Annotated in this window: 15 protein-coding genes; 9 read left to right on the forward strand and 6 right to left on the reverse strand. The window is 71.0% G+C overall.

Going from position 1 to position 14,365, the window contains the following annotated elements; all coding sequences use genetic code 11:
• Positions 1–60: 60 nt before the first annotated feature.
• Positions 61–705, reverse strand: a complete 645-nt coding sequence (locus HNR22_RS21355) for a methyltransferase domain-containing protein (protein ID WP_179781822.1) — start codon at positions 703–705, stop codon at positions 61–63.
• Positions 706–1,009: 304 nt separating this feature from the next.
• Between HNR22_RS21355 and HNR22_RS21360 the strand changes: the two genes are divergently transcribed.
• Both HNR22_RS21360 and HNR22_RS21365 read left to right on the forward strand, forming a co-directional pair.
• Entirely contained in the window at positions 1,010–1,414 is a 405-nt protein-coding gene (locus HNR22_RS21360) for a VOC family protein (RefSeq protein ID WP_179781823.1), read from the forward strand.
• A gap of 51 nt (positions 1,415–1,465) precedes the next feature.
• Complete coding sequence (locus HNR22_RS21365) at positions 1,466–2,014, forward strand: DUF4240 domain-containing protein (protein ID WP_343059905.1); 549 nt, start codon at positions 1,466–1,468, stop codon at positions 2,012–2,014.
• 12 nt (positions 2,015–2,026) lie between these two features.
• Here the strand turns inward: HNR22_RS21365 and HNR22_RS21370 are convergent, their stop codons facing one another.
• Positions 2,027–2,644, reverse strand: coding sequence for an MSMEG_1061 family FMN-dependent PPOX-type flavoprotein (locus HNR22_RS21370; protein ID WP_179781824.1), 618 nt, complete (start codon positions 2,642–2,644; stop codon positions 2,027–2,029).
• 165 nt (positions 2,645–2,809) lie between these two features.
• On the opposite strand from HNR22_RS21370, the gene HNR22_RS21375 reads away from it, so the two are divergent.
• From HNR22_RS21375 to HNR22_RS21385, 3 genes are read left to right on the forward strand one after another with little or no spacing between them, the layout of a single operon-like run.
• Positions 2,810–3,313, forward strand: coding sequence for a DUF2231 domain-containing protein (locus HNR22_RS21375; RefSeq protein ID WP_179781825.1), 504 nt, complete (start codon positions 2,810–2,812; stop codon positions 3,311–3,313).
• A complete protein-coding gene (locus tag HNR22_RS21380) occupies positions 3,313–3,858 on the forward strand; it encodes an Hsp20/alpha crystallin family protein (RefSeq protein ID WP_179781826.1) in 546 nt (181 codons plus the stop codon). The genes HNR22_RS21375 and HNR22_RS21380 overlap by 1 nt, the downstream gene beginning before the upstream one ends.
• Positions 3,859–3,866: 8 nt before the next feature.
• Positions 3,867–4,973 (forward strand): glycosyltransferase family 9 protein, encoded by a 1,107-nt coding sequence (locus tag HNR22_RS21385; RefSeq protein ID WP_179781827.1) that lies wholly within the window; start codon positions 3,867–3,869, stop codon positions 4,971–4,973.
• A 1-nt stretch (position 4,974) separates the two neighbouring features.
• Here HNR22_RS21385 and HNR22_RS21390 read toward each other — a convergent pair whose 3' ends face one another.
• The gene (locus tag HNR22_RS21390) at positions 4,975–5,853 is read right to left on the reverse strand and encodes a glycosyltransferase (RefSeq protein ID WP_179781828.1); all 879 of its coding nucleotides are present in this window, start codon (positions 5,851–5,853) and stop codon (positions 4,975–4,977) included.
• Positions 5,850–7,697 carry a D-glycero-beta-D-manno-heptose 1-phosphate adenylyltransferase gene (gene rfaE2, locus HNR22_RS21395; RefSeq protein WP_179781829.1) on the reverse strand — a complete coding sequence of 616 codons (1,848 nt, stop codon included), beginning with the start codon at positions 7,695–7,697 and terminating at the stop codon, positions 5,850–5,852. The genes HNR22_RS21390 and rfaE2 overlap by 4 nt, the downstream gene beginning before the upstream one ends.
• 145 nt (positions 7,698–7,842) lie before the next feature.
• Between rfaE2 and HNR22_RS21400 the strand changes: the two genes are divergently transcribed.
• Both HNR22_RS21400 and HNR22_RS21405 read left to right on the forward strand, forming a co-directional pair.
• A complete protein-coding gene (locus HNR22_RS21400; protein WP_179781830.1) occupies positions 7,843–8,382 on the forward strand; it encodes a type 1 glutamine amidotransferase domain-containing protein in 540 nt (179 codons plus the stop codon).
• 168 nt (positions 8,383–8,550) lie between these two features.
• Positions 8,551–10,227: an MDR family MFS transporter gene (locus HNR22_RS21405; protein ID WP_179781831.1), complete on the forward strand. Its 1,677-nt coding sequence runs from the start codon at positions 8,551–8,553 to the stop codon at positions 10,225–10,227.
• A gap of 26 nt (positions 10,228–10,253) precedes the next feature.
• Here HNR22_RS21405 and HNR22_RS31015 read toward each other — a convergent pair whose 3' ends face one another.
• The gene (locus HNR22_RS31015) at positions 10,254–10,886 is read right to left on the reverse strand and encodes a TetR/AcrR family transcriptional regulator (RefSeq protein WP_218906571.1); all 633 of its coding nucleotides are present in this window, start codon (positions 10,884–10,886) and stop codon (positions 10,254–10,256) included.
• Positions 10,887–11,013: 127 nt separating this feature from the next.
• On the opposite strand from HNR22_RS31015, the gene HNR22_RS21415 reads away from it, so the two are divergent.
• Positions 11,014–12,048 carry an aldo/keto reductase gene (locus HNR22_RS21415; protein WP_179781832.1) on the forward strand — a complete coding sequence of 345 codons (1,035 nt, stop codon included), beginning with the start codon at positions 11,014–11,016 and terminating at the stop codon, positions 12,046–12,048.
• 18 nt (positions 12,049–12,066) lie between these two features.
• Here HNR22_RS21415 and HNR22_RS21420 read toward each other — a convergent pair whose 3' ends face one another.
• Positions 12,067–12,558, reverse strand: coding sequence for an NUDIX domain-containing protein (locus tag HNR22_RS21420; protein WP_179781833.1), 492 nt, complete (start codon positions 12,556–12,558; stop codon positions 12,067–12,069).
• A 56-nt stretch (positions 12,559–12,614) separates the two neighbouring features.
• Between HNR22_RS21420 and HNR22_RS21425 the strand changes: the two genes are divergently transcribed.
• Positions 12,615–14,264: a fatty acid--CoA ligase gene (locus HNR22_RS21425; RefSeq protein ID WP_246380975.1), complete on the forward strand. Its 1,650-nt coding sequence runs from the start codon at positions 12,615–12,617 to the stop codon at positions 14,262–14,264.
• Positions 14,265–14,365 lie beyond the last annotated feature (101 nt).

Raw genomic sequence — 14,365 nt, forward strand, 5'->3', positions numbered from 1 at the left:
ACCGCTAACAGCGTTCGCAGTTTCAGGTTAGCAGGGGTCACGGAGCGCCGGCAACGATGATCAGGGCTCTCGTCGTCCGAAGATGATGCCGCCGAGCCTGCTCTCCGGTGAGGTGAGAGTCGTTTGTGACTCGACCCGGAATCCGCTGTCGTGCAGCCAGGCCGCCACCTGGGCCGGCTGGCGGCGATGGACGTGCACCTTCATGGGGTGGCCGCCGTAGCCCGCCGTCTTGAGCGTCGTCTCGTCGCCCACGTGGAAGCCGAGCAGCAGCGGACCACCGGGACGCACCACCCGCCGGAAGTGCGCGAACACCGCGCCGAGCTGGTCGTCCGGGATGTGGATGAGCGAGTACCAGGCGATCAGGCCGGCGACCGACCCGTCGGCCAGGTCGAGATCGGTCATCGAGCCCACCTCGAACCTCAGGCCGGGATGATCGCGGCGGGCCACGGCGATCATCCCGGGTGAGAGGTCGATCCCGAAGGCATCGACGCCGAGCGTGCGCAGGTGGGCGGTGATGCGGCCCGTCCCGCAGCCCACATCCGCGACCGGCCCACCACCGACGCCGTCCACGAGCTCGGCGAACAGCCTCAGAGCCGCCCGTTCGTGCGGAGCTTCCGCCAGCAGGCCGCTCACCAGGTGTGCGTAGCTGGCCGCGACGGTGTCGTAGGAGGTGCGGGTGTCTGCCAACCAGCCGTCAACGTCCACCCCGGAGACGCTAGATCAGACGGGAAAGTCGCGACGCTTCAGCTTCGCCATCCGGCCGTCCGGGTGATGCCAGACGACACCCTCCCAATCGGGTGAGCCAGGAGCCATGCGCGTAGCCCGTCGTGATCCAGCGGTGCCTTTCCAACTCGTCGTCCTTCCCTGCCCGGCAGTCGTTGGTCGGCCGGCTCCGCGCAGGATGAAGGAGCGGCGACATCGGCCGCCACGTCTTATCGTGACTCCGCGGACCGGGCCCGAAGCGCTCATCCTGCCCGGTGCCCGTCCGACGATCTGGAGGCGTCCGCCCATGACCTTCGTACCGGTGACCGTCAGCCTGCCCATCGCCGACCGTGCCACCTCGTACCGCTTCTATCGCGACGGTCTCGGCCTCGACGCCGTCGGTGAGTTGGCCGACGACGGCCTCCCGGAGCCGTTGCAGTTCGTGGTCAACGACGGTTTGCGGCTGATGCTGGTCCCGACCGGGGGCTTCCGTTGGGTGATCGGCCGGCACGAGGTCGCCGCGCGGGGGCAGAGCGAGTGCGTGCTCAGCCTCGGCGTCGCCTCGCCCGCCGACGCGGACGCGATCGTCGAGCGGGCGCGCGCCGCCGGCGGCGAGGTGGTCACCGAGCCGCAAGCCCAACCCTGGGGGTACGCGGCGGTGTTCGCCGATCCGGACGGTCACCTGTGGATGGTGTCGACCGCCCCGGAGTGAGCCTGCCGCCAGGCGACCGGAAGTGTCGGTGGTGGTCGATACGGTCCGGCGGTGACCGTGACCACCGATGCCCCGCCGACCATGCCCACCTCCGCCGACGAGGCCCGACTGTGGTCGCTCATCGAGGCGGCGTGGGCCGAGCTGGGCCCCGAGCCCCTGGCGCTGCGGCGGGCCCTCGTCGAGCGCGACCCCGCCGACGATGCCGGCGACGACGCCCCGTCCTACGCGATGGACGACTGGCTGGACCGGTTCCTGGACCGGCTCGGGCACCTGTGCGCCGAGCTGACCGGGCCGGAGTTGACGGACCTCGACCGGGTGGTGGAGCGCAAGCTGCACGACATTGATCGGGAGGATGTCCACGAGGTGACCGACGGGTCAGACGATGGCTTCCTCTACTGCCGGGGCTTCATCGTCGCGCTCGGCCGGGGTTACTACGAGGCGGTCTGCGCCGATCCCGCCATGGCCCTGCCGGACGCCGAGTGCGAAAGCATGTGTTACTTCTTCGCCCATCTGCACAACGACCGGTTTGGTTCATGGCCGGAGACCGGCTCCGGCATCTCCCGGGAGTCGTTCGGCAACCCTGCCGGTTGGTCGGCCTGATCTGGTCCGCGATCAGACGTAGATCTTCGTGGCGTACTCCGGGCCGTAGTGCCGTTCCAGGTCTTCGAGGCTCTCCACCGGCGCCTCGACCTCCTTGATCAGGCGTGCTCGGGACGGCAGCGCGTCGGGCTGCCAGGTCTCCGGCTGCCACAGCGCGGACCGCAGGAACGCCTTCGCGCAGTGGTAGAAGATCTGCTCGATCTCCACCACCACGGCGAGCACCGGGCGGTGCCCCTTGACCACCATGTCGTCGAACCAGGGCGCGTCGCTCACCAGACGGGCGCGCCCGTTGATCCGCAGGGTGTCGGTCCGCCCCGGGATGAGGAAGAGCAGCCCGACGTGCGGGTTGTCGAGGATGTTGCGGTAGCCGTCGGCCCGCTTGTTGCCGGGCCGCTCGGGCAGCGCGACGGTCCTGTCGTCCAGCACCAGGGCGAACCCGGCCGGGTCGCCCTTGGGGGAGACGTCGCAACTGCCGTCCGCGCCGGCCGTGGCCACCAGGCAGAACGGCGAGGCGGCGAGCCATTCGCGGTCCCGCTCGTGCAGGCGGGTGCGTTCCTTGTCGACGGCCCGCGCGGTCGGCACGCCGAGCAGCTCGCGTAACTCCTCGTGCGAAGTGATCTCCACCGTCACGTTGATCCTCCCTCAGGCGTTGACCCGTTGGCGGGCCCCGCCATTGTCAGCCTAGGCCGCCGTGACCAGCGCGAGGTTTGTGCCCGGTTGCCGGGGGTACGGCCTCATCCGACGCGCCCACCGCACGAGACCGTTCGCAGGACGCCGATCAGTGGAGGCCGGGAGATGGAGAGCCGACTCAAGGTGCTGGGTCACCCAGTCCATCCGATGCTGGTCATGTTCCCGGTCGCGCTGCTGGCCACGGCGGTGCTGTTCGACGTGGTGGACACCGTCGGCGGGCCGGACCTGCTCGGCGAGGTCGCGTACTGGAACATCACCGTCGGCCTGGTCGGCGGCCTGCTGGCCGCGGTGGCCGGCTCGTTCGACCTGCTGGCGATCCCGACGGGCACCCGCGCCAAGCGGGTGGGCCTGCTGCACGCCGGGGCCAACCTCGCGGTGATCCTGCTCTTCGCCGCGATCTGGGTGGTCCGGCTCAACGCCGACTCCCGCGCCGCTGGCGGCGCGTTGCTCGTCGTCGAGATTGTCGCGTTGGCGATCCTCGGCATCAGCGCCTGGCTCGGCGGCGAGCTGGTCGACCGGCTCGGTGTGGGCGTCGACCGCGATGCCGGCCTGGACGCGCCCAGCTCCCTACGGCCGCCCGCGGCCGTTCAGCGGATCGGAGATGTGTGATGAGCGAGCAGCAGTCCGGCGGCTTCGGCCGGGGTTGGCGGGGCGGCCGGCAGCAGGGCTGGGACCCGATGGGTGAGCTTCAGTCGCTGCGCTCCGAGCTGAGTCGCCTGGTCGGCGGCCGGGCCGGCGCGTCCGACGTCGAGTTGAGCGAGACCGCCGACGGCTGGGAGGTCGTGGTCCGGCTGCCCGGGGTGGCACCGGAGGAGGTGGCGGTCGAGTTGGACGACCTCGAACTGTGCGTGCGGGCCCGCTCCGAGGCGGAGGTCAACGCCGACCAGGGCATCCCCGGCGGTTTCGAGACGCGGGGCTTCGAGTACCGCATCAACCTGCCGTCGCGGGTCGACCCGGAAGCCATCGACGCGGTCATGGACCATGGCCTGCTCCGGGTCCGCCTGCCCCGGGCGACCCGGCCCGCGCCGCGCACCATCACCGTCGGTCGCACCGGGCCGCGCTCCGGCGACTTCTCCACTGGTACGCCGATGCCGGCCGATCCCGCCGCGGACCGGGAGTTGCACCGCCCGGACACCGAGATCGACCGGCCGTAGCGGCCTGCGTGGTCACCCCGGCTCTGCTCGGCCCGACCGCCGAGCGCCTCCCCGACGTGCGGCGGATCGCCGTGCTGCGCGCCAACGCACTTGGCGACTTCGTGTTCGCGTTGCCGGCGCTGGAGGCGTTGCGTGCCGCGTACCCGTCGGCGGAGATCGTGCTGCTCGGCGCGCCGTGGCACGCGAAGCTCTGGCGCGACCGGCCCGGCCCGGTGGACCGGGTGCTGGTGGTGCCGCCGGCACCCGGCATTCGTGCGCCCGACCCGGGCGAGGCGGACTCGTCGATGGACGACTTCCTGGCCGCTGCGACGCGTGAGGGTTTCGACCTGGCGGTGCAGATCCACGGTGGCGGCGCGAACTCCAACCCGATCATTGGTCGCCTCGGTGCCCGGGTGACGGTCGGCCTGCGCGCCGACGACGCGCCGCCGCTGGACCGCTGGCTGCGCTACGTCTACTACCAGCACGAGGTGATCCGCTACCTCGAGGTGGTGGCGCTGGTGGGAGCACCGGCGACCACCATCGTGCCGACGCTGGCGGTGACCGACACCGACCGGGCCGAGGCAGCCCGGGTGCTCGGCCCGGCGAGCCGACCCCGGGTGGCGCTGCACCCGGGAGCCAGCGACACCCGCCGACGTTGGCCCGCCGAACGCTTCGCCGAGGTGGCCCGTGAGCTGCACGGCGACGGCTACGAGGTGCTGGTCACCGGCACACCCTCCGAGCAGGAGGTGGTAGACCGCGTCGTCGCGGCGGCCGGGGTGCCGGTGCGGCCACAGGTGGGCACGCTCAGCCTCGGCGGGCTACTGGGTTGCTACGCCGACTGCGCGCTGGTCGTCTCCAACGACACCGGCCCGCTGCACGTGGCCGCCGCGGTGGGCGCGCCCACGGTGGGCATCTTCTGGGTCGGCAACCTGATCAACACGGCGAATCCGTTGCGCGGCCGGCACCGGCCGATCTGCTCCTGGATGGTGCACTGCCCGGTCTGTGGGGTGGACTGCACACCGGGCATCTACCCGCACCGGCCCGGCGACGGCGAGTGCCCGCACCAGGATTCCTTCGTGGCTGACGTCCCGGTGATCGAGGTGCTGGAAGCCGCCCGGGAGTTGCTCACCCCGTAGTTCAGGCCGGCTGAGGGCTGTCCTCGTCGGCCAATACGACCTCCCACGCCTCCACGTCCCGGTCGGTGACGGTGGTGGGGGACTCCAGGTGGTACGCGCCGCTGGGCAGGATGCCCGCCCCGCCGTGCCGGGCCAGCACCGAGAGCTGCGCGGCCACGTCCTCACCCTGGTGCTTCTCCTGCACCCGACGCCAAAAGTCGAAGCCACCGGCGTCGACGAGCTTGGCCCGGTCGTAGAGCACGCACCCGCCGATCCAGGAGACCTTGTACGCCCGCCACGCCCCCGGAGGCAGCGCCAAGTGCTGGGTGATGTGCAGCAGGTTGGCCGCCGAGTGGATCCGGGCGCGGTTCCACTCCGGGGTGTCCGGGCGGATCCGCTCCGGTGTCGGGGGGCCGATCCATTCCTCGTAGTGCCCGTGCGACTCCGGCCGCACGTCGTCGGCGTACGAGAGCCCGTGCACGCCGTTGCCCACGAACCCGCAGCCCAGCTCGCCGATCGCCGTGATCAGCCGGTGCACCGCCCCCGGTTCCAACCAGATGTCGTCGTCGAGGCTGAGGACGTAACGGGCGGCCGAGGCGGCGAGCAGGTACGCCCGGTGTTCGGCCAACCCCCGTCGGGGCAGCCGACGGGTCAGCAGCACCGGGTGACCCCGGTGACGCAGCGCCCGGACCATGGTGGCTGCGGCGGGATGCGCGTACGCCGGATCTCCGTCGGACTGGTCGCTGACCACCACCCCGAAACCGGGTACGCCGTCCTGCGCGGCGAGCCCGCCGAGGGTGACCGCCAGCTCGGCGGGGCGGTTCCGGGTCGGAATCAGCACGTCGAGCAGCCGGTCGGCGCGGAACTCCTCCGGCGTGCCGAGGACGAGGGGGCGGTTCACGACGCCTGGGTGCGGGTGCTCAGCGACGGGTCGGGCTCCCGGTCGACGGGGTGCGCCGACGGATCCTGGCTGTGTGACCTGATCCGCTCGATGATCGCGGAGGTGGACCGGTCCGGCACGTACCCCAGGGTGCGCACCTGGCCGCCCAGCCGGCGCACCAGCGGTGCCTCCGGGACCAGCTCCGGTGGGTAGTCCCCGCCCTTGACGTACACGTCCGGCCGTACCGCTTCGATCAGCGTGGCGGGCGAGTCCTCCTCGAAGACCACGACGTGGTCCACGCAGGCGAGTGCGGCGAGCAGGGCAGCCCGGTCCTCGACCGGGTTCACCGGACGGTCGGTGCCCTTCAGCCGGCGTACGCTGCCGTCCGAGTTGACCGCCACGATGAGCAGGTCGCCCAGCGCGCGGGCCTGCTCCAGGTAGCGCACGTGCCCTCGGTGCAGCACGTCGAAGCAGCCGTTGGTGAACACCACCGACCGTCCCGCCTCGCGGTACTCGGCGACTATCGCGTCCAACTCGTCGGTGTCGACCAGTGCGGCATGGCCCGTGGACTCGGTCCGCTGTTCGAGCGCGGTGAGCAGGTCCTCCCGTCGGCACACGCAGGTGCCGGTGTCGGAGACGGTGATGGTGGCCGCCAACTGGGCGAGCTGGGCGGCGGTGGGCAGCGGCGCGTCGGCGGCCAGCGCCAACGTCATCGCCGCCAGGTACGCGTCACCGGCCCCCACGGCGTGGCTCGCCGGGACCGGGGTGCTGTGGCTGCGTCGCGGCGCCCCGTCGGCGCCGCCGACCACCGCGCCCTCGGTGTCCAGGGTCACCGCGACCACGTCGGCGCCGGTGTGCGCGCGCAACTCGGCCAGCCGCGACTCGGCCAGGACGGCCCGGTCGACGCCCTCGCCGGCCTGGGTGTTGACCGTGACGCCGGTGCCGGTGACGCTGAGACCGTCGCCGGTGAGGGCCACCCGACCCTCGCCCGGAACGGGCTCACCGACCGGCCCGGGGCGATCGGCCGGCGACGGCTCCGGCGTCGGGTCGGCGGTGCTGTCGTCGGCGCGTACCCCACCGGGTGCGGCGCCGACGGTCAGTTCGGACGGTCCGTCGGCCGGGTCGCCGTCGGGGTGTTCCAGGTGCAGTCCGGTCCCCGTGGTCGTCCGGCTGGTGCCGCCGGCCCGGGCCAGCAGCCGGGTCGCCTCGGCGAAGCTGGGGGTGACGACGGTCGGCGCGAGCCCCCGCCAGTCGGCGAGGTCGTGGGCGTCCAGCGCGACAGTGGCGTACCGCTCGCGTTGCTCGACCAGCCACGCGCGGACCGGCGCGGGCAGCGCACCCAGGCCGTAGTCGCAGACCACCAGGGTCGGTGCCTCCCCACCGGCGGCGGCGCGCAGCTCCTCGGTGGCGCAGCTCAGGGCGGTGAGCAGCCGGGTCACGCCCTCCGGGTCGAGTGCGTCGTCCGGGTCGCCGGAGTCCTCGCGCAGCAGGATCTGGTTGCCGGCGAGCATCCGCCGCTTCACCGGGGTGGGCCGTCCCGGCAGGTTGACCGTCCGGTCCCAGACGCCGGCGCGGTCCAGACAGTCGTGCAGTTCGTCGCCGGCCACGTCGGCGCCGACCGGTGCCACCAGCACCGCCCGGCCACCCAGGGCGGCGACGTTGACCGCGGTGTTCGCGGCGCCACCGGCGGCGGAGATCCGCCTGCGCAGGGTCAGGACCGGAGCTGGTGCCTCTCGGCAGAGCCGGTCGGAGTCGGCGAAGCGCCATTCGTCCAACATGGCATCACCGACGATCAGGACTGGGCGCCCGAGCCAGCTCTCCACGACGGTGGCCAGCCGGCGCTGTTCCGCTGCTGCTCCTGCCATGCCTCCCCGGGTCCCCACCGCCCTCCGGGACAAACCTGCGCGACGCTCGGTCCGGCCTTCGGCGGTTCCGCACCTGTCGGACCTGTTTCGGGCGTTCCGGGTCGGGAAGGGAACTGAGGTAACCCCGGAAAGGAGATGTACCGAGATGGCAGCGCAACTGCAGGGCAAGAGGATCGCCTTCCTGGCCGCTGACGGCGTCGAGGAGGTCGAGTACGTCCAGCCGCGCGAGGCGGTCGAGAACGCCGGCGCGACGGTCGAGCTGGTCTCGCTCAAGCCCGGCTCCATCCAGTCCTTCAACCATCTGGACCAGTCGAAGACGTACGACGTGGACGTGACCGCGGACACGGCGGACGCCGCTGGCTACGACGCTCTGGTGCTGCCCGGTGGGGTGGCGAACCCGGACTTCCTGCGTGGCGACCCGGACGCGGTGCGGTTCGTGAAGGCGTTCTTCGACGCGGGCAAGCCCGTCGGGGTGATCTGCCACGGCCCGTGGACGCTGATCGAGGCGGACGTGGTGCGGGGCCGACGGATCACCTCCTGGCCCACCCTGCGTACCGATCTGACCAACGCGGGCGCGACCTGGGTCGACGAGGAATGCGTAACCGACGGCAACCTGACCAGCAGCAGAAAGCCCGACGACCTCCCGGCCTTCTGCGCAGAGATCACAAAAACCTTCGCCGCCTAACGAAACCCCACCCCACCCCGCCCAGTCCCCGTTGATCATGAAGTTATCGCCCTCCAGCTCGGCGTGTCGTGACGATAACTTCATGATCAACGATCCGGATGGGGTCCGGGTGGGGTGGGTTTTTTGTGGTTGGGCGCATGTTCCGCGCTGTCCGGGATAGAAGGCCACATGACCACCGAAGCCTCCGGCGCGCCGGTGCTGAATCGTCAGCAGATTCGGCTGCTCATGTTCGGTCTGATGACCGGCATGCTGTTGGCCGCGCTCGACCAGACCATCGTGGGTACGGCCCTGCCGACCATCGTCGGCGAGCTGGGCGGGATCAACCACTACTCGTGGGTGGTCACCGCGTACCTGCTCGCCTCGACCGCGTCCACGCCGCTGTACGGCAAGATGGCCGACCTGTACGGGCGCAGACCGGTCTTCCTCTTCTCGATCGGCACGTTCCTGGTCGGGTCGCTGCTGGCCGGGCTGTCCCAGAACATGACCCAGCTGATCGTCACCCGGGGCATCCAGGGCCTCGGAGCCGGTGGTCTGCTGACCCTCGCGTTCACCATCATCTCGGACGTGGTGTCGCCCCGGGAGCGTGGTCGCTACCAGGGTCTGTTCGGCGCCGTCTTCGGGATCTCGTCGGTGGCGGGGCCGCTGGTCGGTGGTTACTTCGCGGAGACCGACTGGCGGTGGATCTTCTACATCAACGTGCCGCTGGCGATCCTGGCCATCGTGGTCTGTTACCACGTGATGCGGTTGATCCCCTTCGAACGCCGGGACCACTCGATCGACTGGCTCGGCGCCGGCCTGCTGGTAGCCGGGGTGAGTTCGCTGCTGCTCGCGCTGAGTTGGGGTGGCAACGAGTACGCCTGGGGCTCCGGCGTGATCATCGGGCTCTTCGTCGTCGGTGCGGTGCTGGGGGTGCTCTTCGTCCTCCAGGAGGCCCGGGTCGCCGAGCCGATCCTGCCGCTGCGACTGTTCCGGAGCGCCACCTTCGCGCTGGCCAACTCGGCACTGCTCATCATCGGTCTGGTGATGTTCGGTTCGATCATCTTCATCCCGCTGTACCTGCAGATCGTCAAGGGCGCCTCGCCGACCCGCAGCGGTCTGCTGATGCTGCCGATGATGGCCGGCATCATCATCACCTCGATCCTGACCGGCCGCGCGATGACCCGGATCGGCCGGTACAAGTGGTTTCCGGTGGCCGGCTCGGTGACCCTGCTGGTCGGCATGTTCCTGTTCACCCAACTGGAGGTGGCCACCTCCCTCTGGGTGGCGTTCGGGTTCATGGTGGTGATCGGCGTCGGGCTGGGTCTGTGTATGCAGTCGCTGATCCTGGCGGTGCAGAACGCGGTCTCCGTACGCGACCTGGGGGCCGGCACCTCCTCGGCGACCTTCTTCCGGTCACTGGGGGGTTCGTTCGGGGTGGCGATCCTCGGCACGGTGCTGTCGTCCCGGCTGGCCAGCGGGCTCTCCGACCGGCTGCCCGGTGCCATCGCGCAGCTTCCGCCGCAGGAGCAGGCCGCCGTGGCGGCGAGTGGTGGCACCAACATCTCGATCAACGACCCGGCGACCATCCTGGCCCTCCCGGGGCCGGTCCGCGCGGCCATCCAGGGCGCCTTCGTCGACGCGCTGGACATGGTCTTCCTGACCGCCGGTCTGATCGCCATCGTGGCGGTGGTGGTCACCCTGACGCTGCCCAACACGCAACTGCGGGGCGCCGGCCCGCAGGGCGCGACCGGCGGTGCCGACCCGCTCGGCGGTGAGGCCCCGGCATCGGGCGGCAAGCCGCTGACCCGCGAGTCCAAGGAAGAGGCCGCCGCCGACATGGAGGCCAAGTCCCAGACGATGATCTGAGCGAGGTCGGTGTCGGTCCGGGTCGGTCAGGCGGGGCGGCGGTAGACGCCGTACCACCAGGTCGCGGCCAACTCTCTCGCAGCCGACGCGTCGGTGTCGGGGTCGGCCGAGGTGGCGCTGACGTGATCGGCGAGGAAGCGGTCGCCGCCGATCACGATCAGCCGGCTCGCGGTCACCGCGTCGATGCTCGCAGGGGTACGCCCGGCCTCCTGTTCGGCGCGGAGCACCTGCACGGTGCGCGCCACGAACTGTTCCAGCCCCGCCGCCCAGTACTCCCGGACCACCTCGTCGTACGCGGCGACCTCGCTGACCGCCGCCAGCACCGGAGCGTGTGTCCGGTATATCCGGATCACGTCGGCGAAGATCTCGGTCAGCGACGCGAGCGGATCGCCCGGCCCGGCGGGGTTCCACTCGCCGGTGCGGCCGAAGGAGCTCTCCCGCATGGTGCCGGCGAGACGCATGAGCAGTTCGCTCTTGTCCCGGAAGTGGGTGTAGAAGGTCGACCGCGCCACCCCGGCCTCGGCGGCGATGCGCTGCACGCCGAGGTCGGTGAAGCGGATCCCCTCCTGGAGGAGTCGCTCGGTGGCCGCCAGCACCCGCGCTTCGACGGCGGCCCGCCCATCGGGGTTGCGCGGGCGACGGCGGGTGATCGAAGGCATAGCCGGAATCCTAGGTGGGCGGGTGCGGGGTGGGCGACGTACGCTCGTTGCCGGACACACTGTCCGACACTCTGACCAGGGAGCGCCCGACCGCGGCCTCCGACCCCCGCACCGCGAGGAGCAACACGTGAAGTACCGACTGTTGGGCACCACCGGGGTGTACGTCTCGGAGATCTCGCTCGGCGCGATGACCTTCGGTGGCAGCGGACACCCCCTCTGGGGCACCCTCGGCGGGCTGGCGCTGCCGGACGTCCAGCGGATGGTGGACACCGCGCTGGACGCCGGGGTCAACTTCATCGACACCGCAGACGGCTACAGCGACGGCGAGAGCGAGGAACTGCTCGGCCAGGCGCTCGGCAAGCGGCGCCGCGACGTGGTGCTGGCCACCAAGGTGCACTCCCGGACCGGCCCCGGCCCGAACGACGTCGGCACCTCCCGGCTGCACATCATGCAGAACCTGGAGGACAGCCTGCGCCGGCTGGGCACCGATCACATCGACCTGTATCAGATCCACAACTTCGACCAGGTCACCCCGATGGAGGAGATGCTGCGGGCGCTGGACGACGCGGTCCGGCAGGGCAAGGTCCGCTACATCGGCGCCGCCAACTTCGCCGCCTGGCAGATGTCCAAGGCGCTGGGCATCTCCGCCCGGGAGAAGCTGGCCGGCTTCGTCTCGGTGCAGGAGTACTACTCCCTGCTGGGCCGCGACGTGGAGCGCGACGTGGTGCCGATGGCGCTCGACGCGGGCGTCGGGCTGACCGTGTGGAGCCCGCTCGCCGGTGGTTTCCTCTCCGGCAAGGTCAGCCGGGACGGCGCCGTCGCCGACAGCGGCGCGCGCAGCGCCCAGCCCGGTTACGCCAGCTTCACCCCGTTCGACAGGGAGCACGCCTTCGCCGTGGTCGACGTGCTCAAGGGTGTCGCCGAGCGGCACGAGGTGAGCCCGGCCCGGGTGGCGGTGGCCTGGCTGCTGTCCCGGCCGGCCGTGACCAGCGTGATCGTCGGTGCGCGCAAGCACGAGCAGTTGGTCGACAACATCGCCGCCTCGGATCTCACCCTGACCGAGCAGGACCTCACCGAGCTGGACGAGGCCACCAAGCTGCCGGTCGCGTACCCGAACTGGATCCAGGAGGGGTTCTTCGCCGGGCAGCGCTACCCGCAGTAAGGCGACCCGGGGGCCGCCCTACTTGAGGATGAGCCGGTTGGTCTGCTCGAAGACGTCCAGATCGGCCAGCGTTTCGGCGACCGAGGCGGAGAGCGGGGCGGGGAACCGGTCCCGGGGGAAGAAGCCGGCGTCGGTGGTCTCGTCGGTGACCCGGGCGAGCTGCCCGTCCCACTCCTCCACCTTGAACGCCGTCGTGAAGACCTGGTACGTGTGCCCGTACATGTTGGTGCTCGTCCGGTCCGGGCCGGTGTAGAGGGCGAACGCGCAGACCCGCAGCGCGCGCAACCCGGTCTCCTCGCGGACCTCGCGGACCGCGCAGTCGGCGATCGACTCACCCAGCTCCATCGCACCGGCCGGCATGGCCCACTGCCCGTTGTCCGAGCGCTGGATCAGCAGGATCCGCCCGGCGTTGTCGTTGACCACGGCACGAGCGCCGACGAACATCAGCGTCCGGTCTCCGGCGATCGCGCGTAACTGCCCTACGTATGAGTCGGCCCAGGAGATGCTCACCTGCGACAACTTACGGGGGTTCCCAACGTGTGACCGCCGACACTAGCTTGTTACCCATGCGTAGCACGATGATGGACGCCCCCCTTCAGGTCTCCCGGATCCTCGACCACGGCGCAGGCGTACACGGCATGGCCGAGGTGGTGACCTGGACCGGCGCGGAGCCCCGCCGAATGACGTACGCCGAGGTGGGTCGCACCGCCGCCCGGCTGGCACACGCGCTGCGCGACGAGTGCGGGGTGACCGGTGACGAGCGGGTCGCCACCTTCATGTGGAACAACAACGAGCATCTGGTCGCCTACTTCGCGGTGCCGAGCATGGGTGCGGTGCTGCACACGCTCAACATCCGGCTCTTTCCCGACCAGGTCGTCTACATCGCCAACCACGCCGAGGACCGGGTGGTGCTGGTCGACAGCACGCTCATTCCGCTGCTGGCCCGGGTGATCGGCGAGCTGAGCACGGTGCGGCACGTGGTGGTGGTCGGTGGTGGCGACCCGGCGCCGCTGGTGGCTGCGGCCGGCGACCGGATCACCGTGCACCACTGGGACGCGCTGCTCGCCGACCGGCCCGAGGTGTACGACTGGCCCGAGGTGGACGAGCGTGACGCCGCGGCCCTCTGCTACACCTCGGGCACCACCGGCAACCCGAAGGGCGTGGCCTACTCGCACCGGTCCATCTACCTGCACTCGTTGCAGGTCTGCATGCCGGAGGGCTTCGGTCTCGGGCCGACCGACCGGGAGCTGGCCATCGTGCCGATGTTCCACGCGATGTCCTGGGGCCTGCCGTACGCGGCCTTCCTCTCCGGCGCGTCGCTGATCATGCCGGACCGGTTCCTCCAGGCCGCGCCGATCGCAGAGATGATCGCGGCCGAGCGGCCCACCCTGGCCGGGGCGGTGCCGACCATCTGGACCGATCTGCTCGCCTACCTGGACAGCCACGACGTCGACACGTCCTCGCTCACCGAGGTGATCGTCGGTGGCTCGGCCTGCCCGCCGGCGCTGATGCACGCGTTCGACGAGCGGCACGGCATCGACGTGATCCACGCCTGGGGGATGACCGAGATGTCCCCGCTGGGGTCGGTCTCGCGTCCGCCCGCCGGTGCGACCGGGGAGCAGGAGTGGCGCTACCGCTACACCCAGGGGCGGGTGCCGGCGGGGGTGCAGGCGCGGATCGTCGGCCCGTCGGCCGAGCCGTTGCCCGCCGACGGCAGGGCCGTGGGCGAGCTGGAGGTCCGTGGGCCGTGGGTGACCGCCCGGTACGTCGGTGACGACGCCCCGGACGAGGAGAAGTTCCGCGACGGCTGGCTACGCACCGGCGACGTGGGCACCCTCTCGCCGGACGGCTACATCACGCTGACCGACCGCGCCAAGGACGTGATCAAGTCCGGCGGTGAATGGATTTCCTCCGTCGAGCTGGAAAACGCGCTGATGGGCCACCCGGCGGTGCTGGAGGCATGTGTGGTGGGTGTGCCGGACGAGCGGTGGGACGAACGACCGCTGGCCACCGTTGTGGTCCGGGAGGGCGCCTCGGTGACCGCCGAGGAGCTGCGGGACTTCCTGGCCGGCTCGGTGGCGCGTTGGCAGTTGCCCGAGCGCTGGGCGTTCATCGACGCGGTGCCGAAGACCAGCGTGGGCAAGTTCGACAAGAAGGTCGTCCGTTCGCAGTACGCCGAGGGTGAGCTGACTGTCCGGGAGCTGACAGCCCCGTAACGTTTTCCCAGGCACTGTCGCCTGTTGGGGCAGGGGCAACTCCTGAAGATCCCTCCCCAGGGGGCGGCCCCGGCGTTCGCACCGCGCCGGGGCCGCCCGTT

The sequence above is a fragment of the Micromonospora jinlongensis genome, from assembly GCF_013410645.1.
Lineage (GTDB): Bacteria > Actinomycetota > Actinomycetes > Mycobacteriales > Micromonosporaceae > Micromonospora > Micromonospora zamorensis.

Excerpts from the sequence above, each read along its gene's own strand:
- HNR22_RS21360 (WP_179781823.1), top strand. The coding sequence starts at position 1,010 with ATGACCTTCGTACCGGTGACCGTCAGCCTGCCCATCGCCGACCGTGCC.
- HNR22_RS21375 (WP_179781825.1), top strand. The coding sequence starts at position 2,810 with ATGGAGAGCCGACTCAAGGTGCTGGGTCACCCAGTCCATCCGATGCTG.
- HNR22_RS21380 (WP_179781826.1), top strand. The coding sequence starts at position 3,313 with ATGAGCGAGCAGCAGTCCGGCGGCTTCGGCCGGGGTTGGCGGGGCGGC.
- rfaE2 (WP_179781829.1), bottom strand. The coding sequence starts at position 7,697 with ATGGCAGGAGCAGCAGCGGAACAGCGCCGGCTGGCCACCGTCGTGGAG.
- HNR22_RS21400 (WP_179781830.1), top strand. The coding sequence starts at position 7,843 with ATGGCAGCGCAACTGCAGGGCAAGAGGATCGCCTTCCTGGCCGCTGAC.
- HNR22_RS21405 (WP_179781831.1), top strand. The coding sequence starts at position 8,551 with ATGACCACCGAAGCCTCCGGCGCGCCGGTGCTGAATCGTCAGCAGATT.
- HNR22_RS31015 (WP_218906571.1), bottom strand. The coding sequence starts at position 10,886 with ATGCCTTCGATCACCCGCCGTCGCCCGCGCAACCCCGATGGGCGGGCC.
- HNR22_RS21425 (WP_246380975.1), top strand. The coding sequence starts at position 12,615 with ATGCGTAGCACGATGATGGACGCCCCCCTTCAGGTCTCCCGGATCCTC.